Here is a 17,009-nt window from a genome sequence, read left to right on the forward strand (position 1 = left end):
ATCCAGTGTCCATGACCGAGCGCGGCGCGGACCTGCTCGCTCTGGGCTGTGACGCGCTCGAGTACGCCGACGAGCCCGCACTCTGTGACCTGCTCGAGTACGCCGATCCCGACCTCGTCTACGTCCTTTGGGAGGGGGCCGACGTCCGAGTCGCGAGCCGAATTCGGCGCGCGTTCGACGGTCCCGTGATCGCGCCCGGCGGTTCCGCGACGTGCCGGACCGAGACTGTCGCCGGAAACTCGGTCGTCTTCGCCGACTCGATCGAACTCCTCGAAAACCGGGCGTCTGCGGACGTTCCGCCGGACGCCGACTACGTCGTCTGCGAGGACCTGGCGCCGACGACCGACCGCGTCGCGCTCGAGGTGGAACTCGAGGGACTCGGGACGATCGCCGACTATCAGCGCGAGTCCGCCACCGAAACGGTGTTCTGTACTGGTTCGTTTCCGGCGAGCTACGACCACGTCTGGGGCCGCGAACTTGAGGAGGGATCGGTTCGGCTTCCGCTCCGCGGACTCGGTCCGATCCGTCGATCCGGAGCAGCCGAACTCGCCCGTCTCCGCCTCGGCGCAGACGGGTCGGTCACAGTCTCGTCCGTTCCTGCGGACCGGTTCGGGCTGGGTGCGCTCTCCGGCGTCGGCCCGACGACCGCAGAACGGCTTCGAAATCGAGGGTACGACTCGAGGAGAGCGGTCGCCGACGCGTCGGTCGCCGACCTGCGTTCGATCCGCGGCATCGGTGAGTCGACGGCGAGCGCGATACAGCGAAGCGCTCGTGCGCTCGAGCAGTCCCGCGTGGTTCGTCGAACCGACGATCCGGTGTCCCCCGTCGGGTGCGATCCGCTGTTCGTCGACGTCGAGACTGACGGGCTCCATCCGACGGTGATCCCCCTGATCGGGGTCTTCGATCCGAACCGCAGGAAGTACGTCGATTTCGTGGACAGCGATCCGTCACGGACCGACCCAGGCACCGCGACCCGGGCGTTCGTCGACTGGCTGGCGGCCACGTACGACGAACCGGTTCTCGCGGCCTGGAACGGCTACGAGTTCGACTTTCTCCACCTCGAGCGGTTCGTCGCCCGGTACGCGCCCGAATACCGCGAGTACTGGACCGAGCACGTCTCGACGGTCGATCCCTACGACTGGGCGATCCGGCGCGACAACGCCGTCCTGCCGGGACGGACGAACCGACTCGAGGACGTCGCCAGGGCACTCGGCTGTGAGCGAGCGGCCGACGCCGAGGCGGTCGACGGCCGAACGTTCGCAACGCGGGTACGTCGACTGCTCGAGGCTCCCGACGCGGACGACCCGTGCCGTTCGGCGGGGAAATCGAACCGTTCGGCGGACGAACCGAGCCGTTGCGCGGACGAGACCCGACTCGAGTGCGAACCTCGGATCGACTGGGAACGGGCACGTCGCTACTGCGAGGCCGACGTTCGCGAACTGGCCGCCGTGTACGACGCGCTCGCCGAGGCCGATCCGCCGGCCGACTCCGACTCGAGGAGCGCGGCGGGCGGAGCCGGCGAATCCGAAGACGAGCGAACCGACGCGACGACTCAGACCGGACTAACCGATTTCGACTCATGAACTCGAACGTCCCTGACGACGACGTCATTTCTGGCGACGGCATCGCGCTTTCGGGCGAGGAACTCGCTGCGAGTTACCCGGCCGGCCGATACCACGGGCAGATTCGCGACCAGTTCACGATTCCCGAACGAGAGCCACAGTACGTTCCCGCGGTGGAGGTTCTGCCCGCGGAGCTGGCGTCGAGACTCGAGGTCGACCTCTGGAGTCATCAGGCCGAGGCGCTCAGCGCGCTCAGGGCGGGCGAGAACGTTTGCGTCTCGACCTCGACGTCCTCCGGGAAGACGTACGTCTACGGTCTCGAAATCGCCCGGCAGTACCTCGAGGACCCGGACGTGCGGGCGCTGCTCGTCTATCCGACGAAGGCGCTCAGCAGGGATCAGCGGGGCGAACTCGAGGAGCTGTTTGGGCACCTCGGCGTCGACGTCTCGGTCGGCGTCTACGACGGCGACACCGACCCCGAGACGAAATCGCGGATCCGCGAGGAGTCGAACGTCGTCATCACCAACGTCGCGGGATTGAACCAGTACCTCGAGGGTCACCACCGGTGGGCGGCGTTTCACGCGAACTGCTCGCTCGTCGTGGTCGACGAAGCCCACTCCTGGACGGGGATCAGCGGGATGCACGCCGCGTGGATTCTCCGACGAGCGCGCCGGGTGGCCGAGTGGTACGGCGGCGATCCACAGTACGTCCTGACGAGCGCAACGATCGGTAACCCGGGCGAACACGCCCGCGCGCTGACCGGCGAGCCGGCGACGGTGATCGACGACGATGGCTCGCCGAGCGGCCGCCGACAGCTGGTGTTCTGGGAGCCGCCATCGAACGACGAGTCCCCGGCCGATTCCGCTGATCTCGGTGAGGGGCGTGGCCGCGACGACCGCTCTGCCGGTACACGTCCCGCGACCGTCGAGGCACCCGAGCTCTGGGCGCATCTGTGTGCCAGCGACGTCTCGAGTCTGCTGTTCTGTGGGTCGCGGAAAGGAACCGAACTCGCGGTCGATCGCGCGACCGACTATCTCGAGACACCTTCCCTGCCCGACCGCGGTGACGTCGAACTCGCGGCGTACAACGCGGGCCACGGCGCCCGGTCGCGCCGCGAGACGGAAACCCGACTCGCGGACGGAACGCTCGACGGCGTCGCGACGACGAGCGCACTCGAGGTCGGGATCGACGTCGGTCGAATCGACGGCGCCGTACTCCAGGGGCATCCGGGGAGTCGCGCGTCGTTCTGGCAGCGACTCGGTCGCGCGGGTCGCGGTCGACGGGAGGCGCTTCTCGCGTTCGTCCCCAGATACTCGACGCTCGACAGGTACGTCCTCGAGCACCCGGAGTACGTACTCGAGGGGGAGCCCGAACGCGCGGTGGTCGACCTCGAGAACAATCCGGTCTACCTCCAGCACGTCCGGTGTGCGACCCAGGAACTCCCGCTTTCCCGCGAGGACGCCGACCGGTTCGGTGGGATCGAGCGACTCCGGCAGGCGGTCGAGTACGGCCGTCGGACGGGCGACCTCGAGGGGACGCTCGCGGGCGGCGTGAGCTACGCCCACCGGGACCGGCCCCAGGACGCGGTGAGTCTCTACGCGGCGGGCGGGAACGCCTTCGACGTTCGCCTCGCTGGCGCGGAGTCGTTCGACCACGAACCGATCGGCCGCGCCCGTGCCTATCGCGACTACCACGAGGGGGCGACGGTGCGCTATCGCGGCGAGCAGTATCAGGTCCGCGAACTCCGGGAGGACGGTCCACAGCCGTACGTGGAACTCGAGTCGGTCGACGTCGACTACTACACGCAGTCCCAGCGGCAGGTGTCGATCTACGACACCGAGATCCGCGACTCACGACGGGTCGGCGCGTTTCGGCTCAACCGGGGGTACGGCACCGTGACGGCGCGCTACAACAAGTACGCGAAACGCGACGTATCGACCGGGGAGACGATCGAGGCAGGCCTCGAAACCGGCGTGTCGCCTCTCGAGATGCGGACCGAACTGTGCTGGGCGGAGGTGCCGCCAGCCCTCGAGCGCGCGGTGACGGACGCACACGCGGACTACCTCGACGAGGACTGCGAAGAGATCCCACCACATCTGCACGGCTACCTCGGCGGTATCCACGCGATCGAACACGCGATGATCGCCGTCACGCCGCTCGAACTCACCGTCGATCCGGCGGATCTCGGCGGGCTGGCGACGAATCGCCTCCCCGACCGCCCCGACAGGAGCGGCTGGTTCATCTACGACGGCGTCGACGGCGGACTCGGCTTCTCGCGGCGGATTTACGAGCGCTTCGAGGACGTCACCCGACGCGCTCGAGCGCTGATGGTCGATTGTGGCTGTGGCCGCGACGACGGCTGTCCGGCCTGCCTGATGGACCCGCGGTGTGGAAACGACAACAAACCGCTGTACTCGCCGGCGGCGACGGCCGTCATCGACGCGCTCCTCGAGGGTGAGGACGAACCGGTACACGAAGACGACGAACCGGCACACGTAGACGGCGAATCGGCGCACGTGGATGACGTGCCCGACGACGGCGACCGAGACGACCGACGCCCTCCCGCATCGGTGTCCTGAGAGCACCGCCACCCGGCTGTTTCGCCGGGGGTCAGAGGCTCGTCGCCCCGTCGCGACGAAGTTCAGTCCTCGGCCTCGAGTTCGTCCGGATCGACCGACCCTTCGAGAACGCGCTCGCCGAGGTCGGTGATGTCGTACAGGCCCGGCGCGTGTTTTCGGAGCAGTCCGCGTTTCGCGAGTTCGCGACATCGGTAGGCTGCATCGGGACCGCGACAGATGTCGGCCTCCTCGATGTGCGTCGGCGAGAAGACGTCGTCGGACTGCATCTCCTCGAGGATGTACTCGTCCGGTGGTGCCATCCAGTCGTCGGTGTCCTCGGACATGTGCCTGATCTCTCGTTCGCTTCGGAGACGAATGTGTGCTTCGGTCCGGCCACCGGCTCCGGTCACGAGGGGTGTTGATGGCTGATTTTCTCGGCGACTGTTCCGGGAACCGGAGTGCCACAGTCCTTGCACTTCCACGTCGGAGCGGTCGTTCCCGGCTCCTTTCGGAGATCCTGTTTGAACTGCAACACGGCGCCACAGACACAGGTGTGACTCGAGCGAGCCATACATGAGGAGAACGCGTCGTCGTCGATAAATCGACCGCCGGCTATTCGGCGTGAGGTCGCGATGGCTCCTCGAGTCACTCGGCCGGAGACGAAACGTGATTAGACGGGCGAAGGCGACAGATTAGGCGCCGTCCTCGAGCAACCCGAGCTCCGTCGCGATCAGGTCGGCGATGTGGTCTGCGACGTCCGGGTCGACTTCGGCGACCCCCTCGCCGTCGTGGAGCTGGTCGTTGTGCCGTTCGATCGCGTCGGCGAGATCTGTCAGCGGGACGCGCGAGGTGGTCTCGCATTCGGGACAGACGATCGGAACGCGTGGGTTTCCGCTCTCGGCGTCGGAATTCATCGTCCTCGAATGCTCCGGGACCGATCAGTAAAAGCGTACGTGATTCGCTCGAGATCACCACCGCCGGCTCGCGACGGCGGCGACCGTCAGCGCGAGGAGTGCGACGAGGACGCCGAATCCGGGCATTCTGTCGCTTTCGTCACCGGAGTCGTCCGCTTCGGTGTCATCTCCCTCGCTCGCCCGGTCGTCCGAGTCGACCGACTCGTGGTCGTCGACGTCGGTGATCGTATCGTCGGCGTCGGTGATCGTATCGTCGGCGTCGGTGATCGTATCGTCCGCATCGCCGCCCTGCTCGCCACCGTCGTCCGTGGACGTCTCGAGATCCTGGCCGTCGAGTTGTAACACGACGACTGCCTGCCCGTGTGAGCCGTCGGGGAGGTAGGTCCAGCCGCCAGCCTCCTCGTACGGTTGTGCTTCCGTCAGCGGATCGACGTCCGTATCCCAGGAATCGTGGGCCTGCTGGACGTAGCCGACGACCTCGATTCTGTCGGCGTCGTCACCCTCGAGTTCGATCTCGCCGTAGGCCACCGTCTCGTCCTCTGGCAGGCCGTGCCACTCGAGACAGTGCGAATCGAGGTAGCCGTCGCCCTGTGGGAGATCGGGATCGGTACCGAACTGGTCGGCGTCGAGCGGGCGGTCGTAGTTCTCCGTCAGCGGGTACTCCACGACGAACGGGTCGGCGTGGCTGTGCCACTCGAGTTCCTCGCCGGTGTCGATCGTCGCTGTCACGTCCGAGACCGACTCGCCGACGACGGGTTCGCCGGCTTCGTTGAGGAGCGTGACGCAGAGTTTTCCGGAGCCGTCGCCGAGATACGGCACCCGATACTCGTCGCGGGGATTGACGTAGCTGATCCAGCTACCGTCCTCCGCGGTCGCTTCGAAGTACGGATCGTCGGGTTCGGGCACTGGCTCCTCGTACGTCTGCTCGGAAACGGGAGTATCGTTCGTCGACTGGGCGACCGGGGCGGGCGTTCCTGGCGAAGCGGCGACACCGGCAACGGCGCCGCTCGCCACGAGCACTCCGAGTACGACCGCACCGATCGGAACGACCAACCTGGCGTCTCGACTCTCGCGCATGGTCACCTCACGAGCAGCCACGTGCTGGACCGGCCTCGTGGTCTCGGTTCGGCGGTGTCTGCTTTCGGTTCACTGGCTGGTGCTCGCGGGTCGGCGGTCCGCCGATGCTCGACCGTATCGACCGGCCGCCTGGTTCCGACGCCGCCATCGTTCGGGGGCCGTGACTGTCGTGGATGAGGACCAATCATTCAGCTGAAGTTCCGAGTGCGTGGTTCTAAATATGCTCCGCCTAGTCGCAGGTACGGAGTGCCTTCGACCGGTTTTGCCGACCGCGGGACGAACCGCCTGCGGGATCACCCCGAACCGACTTCCGACTCGAGGCTGTACGACGCTCGATGCGCTCTCGATTCACCGCTGGAGCGGGGCCGCCAACCGACGACGAACGACAGGGCGAGACGACCGAACCGGGGTCTCGAGACACGTCCCTGCGACGACTGGTCGCACTCGCGGTCGGTCTCGTCGCTGTCGGATACCTCGTCGTCCGATATCTCGACCGGGCCGACGACACCGCAGTGGAGAACGCACGCGACCTGGCACCGTCGCTCGAGGCGGTTCGCGATCGAACGTCGAACGCGGTTCCGGGTGAGTTCCAGCAGATTCCCATCGGAGAGTCGGACGAACCCGACGCGTCGGACGAGGACGCCGACGAGCTCTCCGCTGACGAGACATCCGCCGCCGACGTCATCGACGACGCGGAGACGAACGTGGACGTGACGGACGAGCAACGGTCGCCCGAAGAGATCGAGGAGCGAGCGCGCGAGGAACGAGCCGAACCCGGTGAGATGGCGATCGACGACGACGTGGCCGACGTGATCGACGGGGAGGGATCGGACGACGAAACCGAAGAGGAGGAGTGAGCTATAGTAACAACTGAAACGATTTACACATCGCTCGCAGCCATCACCCGGAGACCGACCCGATTGGGCGGTCTCCGGGTAGATTATCGAGAGCGGGTGTGCAATGACTTTCAGTGGCTACTATAGCGCGACGACGGGCCGGGATCGACGAATAACGTGGCCCTTAACCGGCCGTCTCCCCTACCGTATCTCGAATGAGCGACGGGGACGTAGCCGCCTTTACGCACCTCGGACCGACGGTTCGTGATGCGCTCTCCGAGCGCGGGTTCTCGACGCCGACAGCACCCCAGCGACTGGCGATTCCACCGCTGTCGGCCGGCCAGAACACGCTCGTGATCGCGCCCACCGGGAGTGGCAAGACCGAGACGGCCATGCTCCCCGTCTTCGACCACCTCGTCGACGGCGAGGGACCGCCCGAGGGGTTCGGCGCGCTCTACGTCACCCCGCTTCGAGCGCTCAACCGCGACATGCTCGAGCGCCTCGAGTGGTGGGGTGAGTACCTAGAGCTCGAGGTCGCGGTTCGCCACGGCGATACGACCCAGTACGAACGAGGGAAGCAGGCCGAAGATCCGCCGGACGTCCTGATCACGACGCCAGAGACGCTGCAGGCGATGCTGACCGGCGAGCGGCTGCGGGAAGGACTTCGGGACGTCTCCCACGTCGTGATCGACGAGGTCCACGAACTCGCGGCGTCGAAACGCGGTGCCCAGCTCGCGGTCGGCGTAGAGCGACTCCGAAATCTGGCGGGGGAGATCCAGCGGATCGGACTCTCGGCGACCGTCGGCGACCCCGCGGAAGTCGGGAACTTCCTCACGGGCGGCCGACCCTGCCAGATACGGGAGATCGACGTCGGGAGCAACGTCGACGTCGCCGTCCGCCAACCGGAGATCACCGAGGAAGACGAGCAACTCGCAGGGCGGCTGATGACCGAACCGGACACCGCGAGTCATGTTCGGTTGATCCGCGACCTCGTCGACGAACACGAATCGACGCTGATCTTCGTCAACACCCGCCAGACTGCCGAGGCGCTTGGCTCCCGCTTTACGGAACTCGAGTTGCCGATCGGCGTCCACCACGGCTCGCTCTCGAAGGAGGCCCGGATCGACGTCGAAGACCGGTTCAAGGCCGGCGAACTGGACGGGTTGCTCTGTACGTCCTCGATGGAACTCGGGATCGACGTCGGCCGGGTCGATCACGTAATCCAGTACAAGAGCCCGCGACAGGTTACCCGACTGCTTCAGCGGATCGGCCGTGCCGGTCATCGACGCGACGAAGTCTCGAGCGGGACCATCGTCACGACCCGTCCCGACGACACGTTCGAAGCGCTCGCCATCGCGAGACGCGCCCGTGCAGGAGAGGTCGAACCGGCGGCGATTCACGAGGGGAGCCTCGACGTCGTCGCGAACCAGATTCCGGGCATCGTCCAGAGCCGCGGCTCGAGACATGCAAGCGAGGTCTACGGGACGATCCGTCGCGCGTACCCGTTTCGGGATCTCTCCGAGGAACGATTTCGCAACGTCGTCTCCGAACTCCACCGCAATCGGATCGTCTGGTTCGACGAGGGCGAGAACCGGATCGAAACGAGCGGCAGCACGTGGCAGTACGTCTACGCGAATCTCTCGATGATCCCTGACGAGGAGACCTACGAGGTCCACGACATCGCCTCGAGTACCCAGATCGGGACGCTCGACGAGCGGTTCGTGGTCAACTTCGCCCGACCCGGCGAGGTGTTCGTCCAGCGCGGCGAGATGTGGCGGATCGCCGAGATCGACGACGACGAGGCCAGAGTCAAGGTCAGCCCGATCGAGGACCCTGCCGGCGAGGTGCCGTCGTGGATCGGCCAGGAGATCCCGGTTCCGGCCGCCGTCGCCGGCGAGGTCGGCGAGATCCGCGGCGTCGCCGCCACCCAACTCGAGGCAGGGGCCGACGGGGCGGCGGTCGGTCGGGAGCTCGCGGGCCGCTATCCGGGCGACGAGTACACGCTCACCGAGGCCTGTGGCCAACTCGAGCGCCAGGTCGACGCCGACGCGCCGATGCCGACGGCCGACCGCCTCGTTCTCGAGCGTCGGGGCCGAACCGTCGTCCTCAACGCCTGCTTCGGCCACATGGCCAACGAGACGCTGGGGCGGATCCTCTCGGCGCTGCTCGGCCAGCGCGCCGGTTCGTCGGTTGCCCTCGAGACGGATCCCTACCGGATCGAACTCGAGGTGCCGAGTTCGATCGCGACCAGCGACGTCCTCGAAGTCCTAACCGAGACGGATCCGGATCACGTCGAGGCGATCGTCGAACTCGGGCTCAAGCGCTCGGACGCCCTCGCCTTTCGGCTCGCACAGGTCTCGGGGAAGTTCGGCGCGCTCAAACGCTGGCAGGGGTCGGGTCGTCTCTCGAACGAACGACTGCTCTCGGCGCTCGAGGACACTCCGATGTACGAGGAGGCGATCCGGGAGGTGTTCCACGAGGACCTGGCCGTCGAGCGAGCGAGTTCGGTCCTCGAGGCGATCCAGTCGGGTGACCTCGAGGTCATGTGCCACCGCGGGCGGACGGCAATCGGACAGGGCGGACGATCGTCGGGTAAGGAGCTGCTGGCCCCCGAGAACGCCGACGCGAGCGTCATCGAGACGGTCCGAGAGCGGATTCAGAACGACCGGATTATTCTGCTCTGTACCCACTGCACGGAGTGGAAGTCCAGGACGAAGGTAAAACGTGTCCGCGACCAGCCGGAGTGTCCCGAATGCGGATCGACTCGGATCGCGGCGCTGAACCCGTGGGCCGACGAGGTCGTCGACGCCGTTCGCGCCCAGAAGAAAGACGACGAACAAGAGCGGATGACCGAGCGTGCATTCCGGAGCGCGAGTCTCGTCCAGAGTCACGGCAAACGCGCCGTGATCGCGATGGCCGCCCGCGGCGTCGGCCCGCACAACGCGGCCCAGATCATCAACAGACACCGAGAGGACGAATCCGAGTTCTACCGGGACGTCCTCTCAAAGGAGCGTGAATACGCGCGAACGCAGTCGTTTTGGGACTGACGGGTACCGACCGGGTCGAATTCGGAACGACCGTTACGTCCCGAAGAAGTGACGTATATTTGACAGTGGTGTCGGGGGCGCTGGAGGACGAGTTTCACCACCCCGTTTTGTCCCCAGTATCCCCGCAGTTACGTTTCTTCCGGGGTGAGTAGTGGCGAAATACGCTGATAAGGATAGGAGTCTGATACGATCTGCAAGAAGAATTATTAGACGGACCTGTGTCACTTCTCGATACGTATGTCGTCGTACACCGTTCTCCTCGCCGAAGACAGCGATTTCATCACACAGCACGTCAGCCAGACCCTCGAGTCGGAACACGGCTTCGAGATCGAAACGGTCACCTCGGCGAGTGAGACTCGAGACACCCTCGCGGAGTCGGATTTCGACTGCGTCGTTTCGACGTACGAACTCCCGGACGAAACCGGGATCGAACTCGCCGAATCGATCAACGGTGACGGCGACGAGGTCCCGTTCGTCCTCTTTACCGGAAACCCGCTCGAGCCACTCGCCGAGGAGGCCCTCGAGGCCGGGGTTTCCGCGTTCGTCAGCAAGAGCAGCGGCGCGACGGGCGGGATGGACGTCTTCGCAAACCGGATTCGACTCGCGATCGCCGCCGGAGAGTGACGTCGTCAGACCGCGGCGGACGCCCCCTCGTGGAGATCGCAAACCGTCCGTAACGGCCATACGAGTCGCGTCCGTCTACCTCGACATGAACTTCGCGCCGGGGGCCTGGAAGTACGCGGTCGTTCCCCTGCTCGCCGCGCCGTTCGCGCTCGTCATCAGCGTCACGGCGAGCGTCGTCGCGCTCGCACTCGCCGTCGCAACGCTCGCGTTCTTCCGAGATCCTGAGCGAACGCCGCCACCGACGGGCGTCGTCTCGCCAGCCGACGGCACGGTCTCGGTCCTACGGGAGGAAGGCGACCGGGTTCGCCTCGGCGTCTTCATGAACGTCTGGCACGTCCACGTCGTCCGCGCCCCGGTCGCCGCCCGCGTCGTGGACGTCGAACACGTCTCCGGTGCACACCGACCCGCCTTCTCGAAGGAGTCCGATCGAAACGAGCGGGTCCACGCTCGCCTCGAGACGGACTCGCCGAACCTTCCCTCGGCGGACACCTCCGAAAGCGACGCCGAGGTGACCCTCATCGCCGGCGCGTTCGCCCGTCGAATCCACCCCTACGTCGAGTCCGGCGAGGATCTCGAGCGGGGCCAGCGGATCGGCCACATCGCGTTCGGGAGTCGAGTCGATCTCCTCTTCCCGCCGACTGTCGACGTAGATGACGTCGCCGTCGAACGGGGCGATTCGACGACGGCTGGGGAGACGGTGGTCCTCGACGCCGGTTCGGTCGAACGTGGCGACCTCGAGATCGACGTCTCGCCACCCGATGACGACGACCCCGCCATGGGGTAACCGCCCGTGCGTCTGGAGGTGATCCATGCCCCCAAGAGAACGAGTGCCTCCTGGGACGAAAGAGCGTAGGGGGCCAATCCGCATCTCCTGATAGTGGCGAAATCTAAATCGGAAGGGCGGACTCACACCACACCGGGAACCCGCTATCCATCGACGTGCTCGCGGGCCGCCTCGAGGTGTCGGCGCTCGACGACGACTTCGTCCGCCTTCGCGTTGGCCTCCTCGGGATCGTACTCGCTTGCGACCTCGCGGATCGCCTTCATCGAGGCGTCGCGGACGAGCGCCTCGAGGTCAGCGCCGGTATACCCCTCGAGTTCAGCCGCGAGGCCGTCGATATCAACGTCGTCGCTCAGTGGTTTGCCGCGGGTGTGGACCTCGAGGATCTTCTCGCGGGCCTCCTGGTCGGGCTCGCCGACCAGCACGTGCGTATCGAGCCGTCCGGGCCGAAGCAGGGCGGGATCGATCTGATCCTTGCGGTTGCTCGCCGCGAGGACGACGAGATTCGGATTCTCGCGCATGCCGTCGAGTTCGGTCAGAAGTTGGGAAACGACGCGTTCGGTTACCTCGTGGCTCTCGCCGCGAGCCGCCGTGATCGCGTCGATCTCGTCGAAGAAGACGATCGATGGCGCGGCCTGCCGAGCCCGTTCGAACACCTCACGGATCGCCTTTTCGGACTCACCGACGTACCGGTCGACGATCTCGGGGCCGTCGACCCGGACGAAGTTGACGTCGGTCTCGCCGGCAAGCGCCCGCGCGAGCAGCGTCTTCCCGGTTCCCGGTGGGCCGTACAACAGGACGCCCGAGGGCGGGTCAGTGTTCGTCTCCTCGAACAGTCTGTCGTACGTAAGCGGCCACTCGACGGATTCTCGGAGGACCTGTTTGGCGTCCTCGAGGCCGCCGACGTCCGAAAAGTCGGTGTTCGGTGACTCGGCGACGTACTCGCGCATCGCGGAGGGTTCGACCGACGCCAGCGCCTCGTCGAAGTGACGTTTCGTCACGACGGGATCGCGGTTCCACGACGCCCGCTCGTCGGCGTCGGTCGGTCGATCCCGAATGGCGGCCATCGCGGCCTCGCTCGCGACGGCGTCGAGATCTGCACCGACGAAGCCATGTGTTCGACGAGCGATCGCGTCGACGCTGACGGCGTCGGACAGCGGCATGCCGCGGGTGTGGACCTCGAGGATCTCCCTGCGGCCCTCCGCGTCGGGGACGCCGATCTGGATCTCGCGGTCGAAGCGGCCGCCACGGCGCAGGGCCTGATCGAGCGAGTCGACGCGGTTGGTTGCCCCGATGACGATCACCTCCTCGCGGGCGTCGAGCCCGTCCATCAGTGTCAGCAGTTGACCGACGATCCGGTTCTCGGCATCCCCGTCGTCGTCGCGCTCGCCGGCGATGGAGTCGATCTCGTCGAAGAAGATGATCGTCGGCGCGTTCGCCTCGGCGGCCTCGAAGACTTCCCGCAGGCGCTCCTCGCTCTCGCCTTTGTACTTCGACATGATCTCCGGGCCCGAGATCGTCACGAAGTTCGCGTCGACCTCGTTGGCGACCGCGCGGGCGATCAGCGTCTTCCCGGTGCCCGGCGGGCCGTACAACAGGACGCCCGATGGCGGTTCGACGCCCAGCCGCTGGAACAGTTCGGGCTCGGACAGCGGCAGTTCGATCATCTCCCGGACGAGTTCGAGTTCCTCGTCTAAGCCACCGATATCCTCGTACGTCACGCCGGAACTCGGCTCGGATTCGAACCCGTCTCTGGACGCCGACGAACTGCGAGACGTCGAGGAATCGCTTGAATCACCGCCTCGAGCGCTCGTGACGAGGTCGTCGGCCGGCTCGCCGCTCCGATCGACGACGCGAACCGTCGTCGCGCTGGTGATCCGAACGTCGCCGTCGGGGTCGGTGTCGACGACGCGAAACGGCTCCTGACCGACGCCCTCGAGTCGGATCTGTTCGCCGACGCTGACCGGCCGGTTGCGCAGCTTCTTCGTCGCCTCGCGCGCGGTGAGCGCTTCCTCGGAGAGCGTCGGCGGGGCGGCGAGGGTGACGCGTTCGGCCTCCCGGATGGTCGATTTGTCCTTCGTGCGGACGGTGACCGTATCGCCGACGTGGACGCCGGCGTTCGCGCGGGTGTCCGCGTCGATCTGGACGACGTTCTCGGGGACGGCGGAGTCCGCGGGCCAGAGCTTCGCGACGGTCGTCGACTCGCCCTCGATGACGACGGTGTCGCCGCTCAGCACGCCGAGCTGTCTCCGTGCGATCTCGGGAATTCGGGCGACACCGCGTCCCGCATCCCGCTTTTCGGCGGCGCGAACCGACAGCGAAACGCCGTCTGAATCCGACCCACTCATACCAGGTTCTTTCCGGCCAGTCGCCTTGAGAATTACCCTCCACAGACTGGCGTCGGATCAGCTACCGCCTCGACTCGCTGGCGGCTCACCGCCGGGTTGACTCCGCACATCGAATCCGCACCCTTTTGTCCGATCCCTGGCAACGAGTACCCAATGGACGGTGACGCGTGGCGACCGGATCCCACGTCCCCGGTCGGGTTCGTCGAAAGCGATTCCGAGGACGACCTCGAGCCGAGCGATCTCGAGGCCGCTGAAGCGAACGTCGTCTCCGGCCCGCCCGCAGACGTTCTCGAGGCCGATCCCTCGACGATCGTCGCCGTCGGTGACTCGGCAGTCGCCGCGGCCGCCGACGCAAGGCCCGATGTTCCGGTATTGCCGGTCGGCGACGTCCCCGGTATCGCCGCCGTCGATCCCGACGACGTCGTGGGCGCACTCGAATCGGTCTTCCGCGGCGACGGGCACCTCCGGACGAATCCAGTACTCGTCGTCGAGACTCCGAGCGGAAACAGCGAACGTGCGCTGTTCGACGTCGCGCTCGTCACCGCCGAGCCGGCACAGATCTCGGAGTACGGCGTCTCGAGCCGCGAGGAGTCGGTCGCCCAGTTTCGTGCCGATGGCGTCGTCGCCGCAACGCCTGCGGGGAGTCACGGCTACGCCGAGACGATCGACGGCCCACTGCTCTCCACGGCAGTCGAGGGCGTCGTCGTCGTTCCGATCGCACCGTTTGTCACGCAGACGTGTCGATGGGTCCTTCCGAACGACGGGGTGGCGCTGTCGGTCGAACGGGATCAACCTCCGATCGTCCTCTGTGTCGACGACCGCACGGTCGAACGGATCTCGGCGGGTGAACGAGTCTCGATCACCGCGGACGGAACGCTCTCGACCGTCGTCGTTCCGGAGTCAGCAGACGAGCGAGGCTGATCGCGGGCGGCGAAAACGAATTGTCGGATCGCATTCGACACGCGATTAACTGTTGTACGGTTCCTCGTCTCGGTGGTGGTCGGGGTTCGCGTTCTCGAGGGCATCGGCCTCGCGCTGTGTCGATTTGTGTTCGATGTCCTGGCGACGCTGTTGCTCGTCCTGGCGCTCTCGTGCTTCCTTTTCGGCCTCGGAGAGCCCTTCGCCTTCGTCCTCCTCCGGATCGCTCTTCTCGCGGGCGAGTTGGACGTCGCGTCCGTGCTCGTCCGTGCCCGTCTTGGTTCGCTCGTCGGAGTTGGTGTCGGTGTTGTCGGACATAGTGATCCCGACTGAGGGTATCGGGAGTTGCGGAAAAGGCGTTGGGCTTGCGACGGTCGGCCTCGAGCGTGGAGCCGTCGTGGGTCCGTCGCAGGTCCGATCGTGGCCTGTAGTCAGCGGCTTGTCTGCCCGTCGATCCTCGCCGTTACCAGGGTTCGTCCGCCGCGAGGTCGACCTCGGAGTCGCCTTTCTCGGAGGGGCAGATGTCCGCGAGAACGCAGTCGGCACAGTCGGGATTTCGCGCCGTACAGGTCGCCCGACCGTGATCGATACAGAGGTGGGTGAACTGCTGCCAGTACCCCTCCGGAACGATCTCCATCAGCTCCTGTTCGATCGGTTCGGGGTACTCCTCGTCGGTGAGTCCCAGCCGCCGCGAGAGTCGCTGGACGTGCGTATCGACGACGATTCCTTCCACGACGTCGTGGCCGTGCTGGAGGACGACGTTCGCCGTCTTCCGGCCGACACCCGAGAGGTCGGTGAGTTCGTCCATCGTATCTGGAACCTCGCCGTCGTACTCCTCGACGATCGTCTCGCAGGCGCTGCGGATGTACTTCGCCTTGTTGTTGTAGTATGTGATCGAGTTCAGCGCCTCCGCGAGTTCCGCCTGCGGGGCGTTCGCGTACGCTTCCGGTCCGTCGTACGTCTCGAAGAGCTGTTCGGTCTCCTGGTTGACTCGCTCGTCCGTACACTGCGCCGAGAGGATCACCGCAATCAGCAACTCGAGGCGATCCGAGTAGCGAAGCGAGATCGTCGAGTCGGGGTAGGCTTCCTCGAGCCGGTCGACGACCGCCTCGGCCTGTTCTGACCGCGTCTCGTGTGGGGTTCCCATGAGGGTGTGGTAGGAGCGGCCTCGTTTCAGCGTTCGGGTTCCGGATCGCCCACGTTGTCGGCTCTCGACTCCCTGCAGTCGGCTTCTTTGCGTGTCGCGGATGGCCATCGCTCGAGCGGCGATTTCGACGGTAACCGTCGGTCGAGAACGGTCGGTCGGAATGCCGTGACATTTAAGCGGCCTTCACTCACGTGTGTGGGTATGAAAGCAACCGCGATGGCCCACCCGATCCAGGGGTTGGTGAAGTACCACGGGATGCGCGACGACATCGAGCGCCTCCCCTACCACGACAGCATCAGTCTCTGTACGGCGCCGAGTCACACCCGGACGACCGTCGAGTTCTCGATGGACTACGACGAGGATACCTACGTCGTCGACGGCGAGGAACTCGAGGGGCGTGCGTTCGAGCGGGTCGAGGCCGTCGTCGAGAAGGCTCGATCGATGTCCGACGCCGCCCACACGGTCTACCCCGTCCGCCTCGAGAGCGAGAATAGCTTCCCCTCGAACGTCGGACTCGGATCGTCGTCATCCGGATTCGCGGCCGCCGCGGTGGCGCTCGCGGAGGCGGCCGAACTCGATCTCTCGCTCCCCGAGATTTCGACGATCGCCCGCGTCGGCTCTGCCTCGGCCGCTCGAGCGGTCACGGGCGCGTTCTCCCAACTCGACGCCGGATTGAACGACGATGACTGTCACTCCCGGCGCATTCCGACGGACCTTCACGAGAACTTAAAGATCGTCGTCGGTCTCGTTCCCTACCACAAGGAGACCGAGGACGCCCACGCGGAGGCGACGGACAGCCACATGTTCGACGCTCGTCGGGCACACGTCCAGGACCAGATCGTCGAGATGCGCGACGCGCTCCGCAACGACGAGTTCGACCGCGCGTTCGAACTCGCCGAACAGGATTCGCTGTCGCTGGCCGCGACGACGATGACCGGCCCTTCGGGGTGGGTCTACTGGCAGCCGGCCACCCTCGCGATCTTCAACCGCGTTCGCGAACTCCGCGAGGAAGAGGACATTCCTGTCTACTTCTCGACCGACACCGGCGCGAGCGTCTACGTCAACACCACCGAGGAACACGCCGAGTTCGTCGAGGAGGAGATCGCCGACTGCGGCGTCTCGACGACCACCTGGGACGTCGGCGGACCCGCCCGTCTGCTCGAGGAGGACGACCACCTGTTCTAGACGCTGTTGACC

15 protein-coding genes are annotated in these 17,009 nt (G+C 66.2%); 8 read left to right on the forward strand and 7 right to left on the reverse strand.

The features are described 5' to 3' along the window. The first annotated feature begins 11 nt into the window (after window positions 1-11). A complete protein-coding gene (locus FYC77_RS02695; protein ID WP_149079968.1) occupies window positions 12-1,583 on the forward strand; it encodes a ribonuclease H-like domain-containing protein in 1,572 nt (523 codons plus the stop codon). Next, complete coding sequence (locus FYC77_RS02700) at window positions 1,580-4,141, forward strand: DEAD/DEAH box helicase (RefSeq protein WP_149079969.1); 2,562 nt, start codon at window positions 1,580-1,582, stop codon at window positions 4,139-4,141. The genes FYC77_RS02695 and FYC77_RS02700 overlap by 4 nt, the downstream gene beginning before the upstream one ends. 62 nt (window positions 4,142-4,203) lie before the next feature. Here the strand turns inward: FYC77_RS02700 and FYC77_RS02705 are convergent, their stop codons facing one another. The 4 genes from FYC77_RS02705 to FYC77_RS02715 all read right to left on the reverse strand — a co-directional run bounded on the left by FYC77_RS02705 (window position 4,204) and on the right by FYC77_RS02715 (window position 6,111). Continuing rightward, window positions 4,204-4,464: a hypothetical protein gene (locus FYC77_RS02705; protein WP_149079970.1), complete on the reverse strand. Its 261-nt coding sequence runs from the start codon at window positions 4,462-4,464 to the stop codon at window positions 4,204-4,206. A gap of 62 nt (window positions 4,465-4,526) precedes the next feature. Further along, a complete protein-coding gene (locus tag FYC77_RS20320) occupies window positions 4,527-4,691 on the reverse strand; it encodes a hypothetical protein (RefSeq protein WP_202911761.1) in 165 nt (54 codons plus the stop codon). Window positions 4,692-4,812: 121 nt separating this feature from the next. Continuing rightward, window positions 4,813-5,034 carry a hypothetical protein gene (locus FYC77_RS02710; RefSeq protein WP_149079971.1) on the reverse strand — a complete coding sequence of 74 codons (222 nt, stop codon included), beginning with the start codon at window positions 5,032-5,034 and terminating at the stop codon, window positions 4,813-4,815. 54 nt (window positions 5,035-5,088) lie between these two features. Then, the gene (locus FYC77_RS02715; protein ID WP_149079972.1) at window positions 5,089-6,111 is read right to left on the reverse strand and encodes a PGF-CTERM sorting domain-containing protein; all 1,023 of its coding nucleotides are present in this window, start codon (window positions 6,109-6,111) and stop codon (window positions 5,089-5,091) included. A gap of 335 nt (window positions 6,112-6,446) precedes the next feature. On the opposite strand from FYC77_RS02715, the gene FYC77_RS02720 reads away from it, so the two are divergent. From FYC77_RS02720 to FYC77_RS02735, 4 genes are all read left to right on the forward strand, one after another. Continuing rightward, window positions 6,447-6,968 (forward strand): hypothetical protein, encoded by a 522-nt coding sequence (locus FYC77_RS02720; protein ID WP_149079973.1) that lies wholly within the window; start codon window positions 6,447-6,449, stop codon window positions 6,966-6,968. A gap of 194 nt (window positions 6,969-7,162) precedes the next feature. Then, on the forward strand, window positions 7,163-9,994 hold the full coding sequence (locus FYC77_RS02725; protein ID WP_149079974.1) for a DEAD/DEAH box helicase: 2,832 nt from the start codon (window positions 7,163-7,165) through the stop codon (window positions 9,992-9,994). Between the two features lie 237 nt (window positions 9,995-10,231). Beyond that, window positions 10,232-10,618 carry a response regulator gene (locus FYC77_RS02730; RefSeq protein WP_149079975.1) on the forward strand — a complete coding sequence of 129 codons (387 nt, stop codon included), beginning with the start codon at window positions 10,232-10,234 and terminating at the stop codon, window positions 10,616-10,618. 85 nt (window positions 10,619-10,703) lie between these two features. Further along, entirely contained in the window at window positions 10,704-11,402 is a 699-nt protein-coding gene (locus FYC77_RS02735) for a protein sorting system archaetidylserine decarboxylase (RefSeq protein ID WP_149079976.1), read from the forward strand. Window positions 11,403-11,545: 143 nt separating this feature from the next. Here the strand turns inward: FYC77_RS02735 and FYC77_RS02740 are convergent, their stop codons facing one another. Further along, window positions 11,546-13,747 carry an AAA family ATPase gene (locus FYC77_RS02740; protein ID WP_149079977.1) on the reverse strand — a complete coding sequence of 734 codons (2,202 nt, stop codon included), beginning with the start codon at window positions 13,745-13,747 and terminating at the stop codon, window positions 11,546-11,548. A gap of 153 nt (window positions 13,748-13,900) precedes the next feature. Between FYC77_RS02740 and FYC77_RS02745 the strand changes: the two genes are divergently transcribed. Further along, on the forward strand, window positions 13,901-14,668 hold the full coding sequence (locus FYC77_RS02745) for an NAD(+)/NADH kinase (protein ID WP_149079978.1): 768 nt from the start codon (window positions 13,901-13,903) through the stop codon (window positions 14,666-14,668). A 45-nt stretch (window positions 14,669-14,713) separates the two neighbouring features. Here the strand turns inward: FYC77_RS02745 and FYC77_RS02750 are convergent, their stop codons facing one another. After that, window positions 14,714-14,983 carry a hypothetical protein gene (locus FYC77_RS02750; RefSeq protein ID WP_149079979.1) on the reverse strand — a complete coding sequence of 90 codons (270 nt, stop codon included), beginning with the start codon at window positions 14,981-14,983 and terminating at the stop codon, window positions 14,714-14,716. A gap of 145 nt (window positions 14,984-15,128) precedes the next feature. After that, window positions 15,129-15,812 (reverse strand): endonuclease III, encoded by a 684-nt coding sequence (nth, locus tag FYC77_RS02755; RefSeq protein ID WP_149079980.1) that lies wholly within the window; start codon window positions 15,810-15,812, stop codon window positions 15,129-15,131. A 201-nt stretch (window positions 15,813-16,013) separates the two neighbouring features. Here nth and mvaD point away from each other — a divergent pair, with 201 nt between their 5' ends. Next, complete coding sequence (gene mvaD / locus FYC77_RS02760; RefSeq protein WP_149079981.1) at window positions 16,014-16,997, forward strand: phosphomevalonate decarboxylase MvaD; 984 nt, start codon at window positions 16,014-16,016, stop codon at window positions 16,995-16,997. The last annotated feature ends 12 nt before the right edge of the window (window positions 16,998-17,009 follow it).

Origin of the sequence: Natrialba swarupiae (assembly GCF_008245225.1) — an archaeon.
GTDB classification, from domain to species: Archaea; Halobacteriota; Halobacteria; order Halobacteriales; family Natrialbaceae; genus Natrarchaeobius; species Natrarchaeobius swarupiae.

What these genes read in the sequence shown, in the direction of transcription:
- FYC77_RS02740 (WP_149079977.1), bottom strand. Translation starts at nt 13,747, where the DNA reads ATGAGTGGGTCGGATTCAGACGGCGTTTCGCTGTCGGTTCGCGCCGCC.
- FYC77_RS20320 (WP_202911761.1), bottom strand. Translation starts at nt 4,691, where the DNA reads ATGGCTCGCTCGAGTCACACCTGTGTCTGTGGCGCCGTGTTGCAGTTC.
- FYC77_RS02720 (WP_149079973.1), top strand. Translation starts at nt 6,447, where the DNA reads ATGCGCTCTCGATTCACCGCTGGAGCGGGGCCGCCAACCGACGACGAA.
- FYC77_RS02715 (WP_149079972.1), bottom strand. Translation starts at nt 6,111, where the DNA reads ATGCGCGAGAGTCGAGACGCCAGGTTGGTCGTTCCGATCGGTGCGGTC.
- FYC77_RS02735 (WP_149079976.1), top strand. Translation starts at nt 10,704, where the DNA reads ATGAACTTCGCGCCGGGGGCCTGGAAGTACGCGGTCGTTCCCCTGCTC.
- nth (WP_149079980.1), bottom strand. Translation starts at nt 15,812, where the DNA reads ATGGGAACCCCACACGAGACGCGGTCAGAACAGGCCGAGGCGGTCGTC.
- FYC77_RS02700 (WP_149079969.1), top strand. Translation starts at nt 1,580, where the DNA reads ATGAACTCGAACGTCCCTGACGACGACGTCATTTCTGGCGACGGCATC.
- FYC77_RS02750 (WP_149079979.1), bottom strand. Translation starts at nt 14,983, where the DNA reads ATGTCCGACAACACCGACACCAACTCCGACGAGCGAACCAAGACGGGC.
- FYC77_RS02725 (WP_149079974.1), top strand. Translation starts at nt 7,163, where the DNA reads ATGAGCGACGGGGACGTAGCCGCCTTTACGCACCTCGGACCGACGGTT.
- FYC77_RS02745 (WP_149079978.1), top strand. Translation starts at nt 13,901, where the DNA reads ATGGACGGTGACGCGTGGCGACCGGATCCCACGTCCCCGGTCGGGTTC.
- FYC77_RS02710 (WP_149079971.1), bottom strand. Translation starts at nt 5,034, where the DNA reads ATGAATTCCGACGCCGAGAGCGGAAACCCACGCGTTCCGATCGTCTGT.
- FYC77_RS02695 (WP_149079968.1), top strand. Translation starts at nt 12, where the DNA reads ATGACCGAGCGCGGCGCGGACCTGCTCGCTCTGGGCTGTGACGCGCTC.
- mvaD (WP_149079981.1), top strand. Translation starts at nt 16,014, where the DNA reads ATGAAAGCAACCGCGATGGCCCACCCGATCCAGGGGTTGGTGAAGTAC.
- FYC77_RS02705 (WP_149079970.1), bottom strand. Translation starts at nt 4,464, where the DNA reads ATGTCCGAGGACACCGACGACTGGATGGCACCACCGGACGAGTACATC.
- FYC77_RS02730 (WP_149079975.1), top strand. Translation starts at nt 10,232, where the DNA reads ATGTCGTCGTACACCGTTCTCCTCGCCGAAGACAGCGATTTCATCACA.